Raw genomic sequence first — 568 nt, forward strand, 5'->3', positions numbered from 1 at the left:
CATGAACAAAGTATTGGAAGTGAATGAAGATGAAGGGTGGGTTCGCGTTCAAACTGGTGTTGTGAAAGATCAGTTGAACGATGCGGTTCGTCCTTACGGCTACTTTTTCTCTCCAGATTTGTCGACCAGCAACCGCGCAACGATTGGCGGGATGGTAAATACCGACGCCTCTGGTCAAGGCTCTCTTAAATACGGGAAAACGTCTGACCATGTACTGTCGTTGCAAGCGGTGTTTGCTGATGGCTCGATTTTGGAGTCTGATTTGTCTCATGGTTATCCAAAAGAAGACGAGTTTGCCGCTACGGCGTTACAAGTGACGGAATCAGTTTGTCGAGATAAACGCCAGCAGATCGTGGATAAATTTCCTCCTCTCAACCGCTTCCTAACGGGCTACGACTTAAAGAACGCGTTAAATGAAGAGGATGACCGTTTCGATATCACACGAGTGCTGTGTGGAGCAGAAGGCTCATTGGCCTTTATTACGGAAGCGAAGCTAAACCTGACGCCAATTCCGAAAGCGCGTACCTTAGTTAACGTGAAATACAACAGCTTTGACTCTGCACTGCGC

1 protein-coding gene is annotated in these 568 nt (G+C 47.7%); it reads left to right on the forward strand.

All coding sequences use genetic code 11. The features are described from left to right. Window positions 1-568: FAD-binding oxidoreductase (locus tag R7R78_RS28395; RefSeq protein ID WP_225474886.1), on the forward strand; the 568-nt coding region annotated here is incomplete at both ends.

The organism is Vibrio sp. 2134-1 (assembly GCF_033339495.1).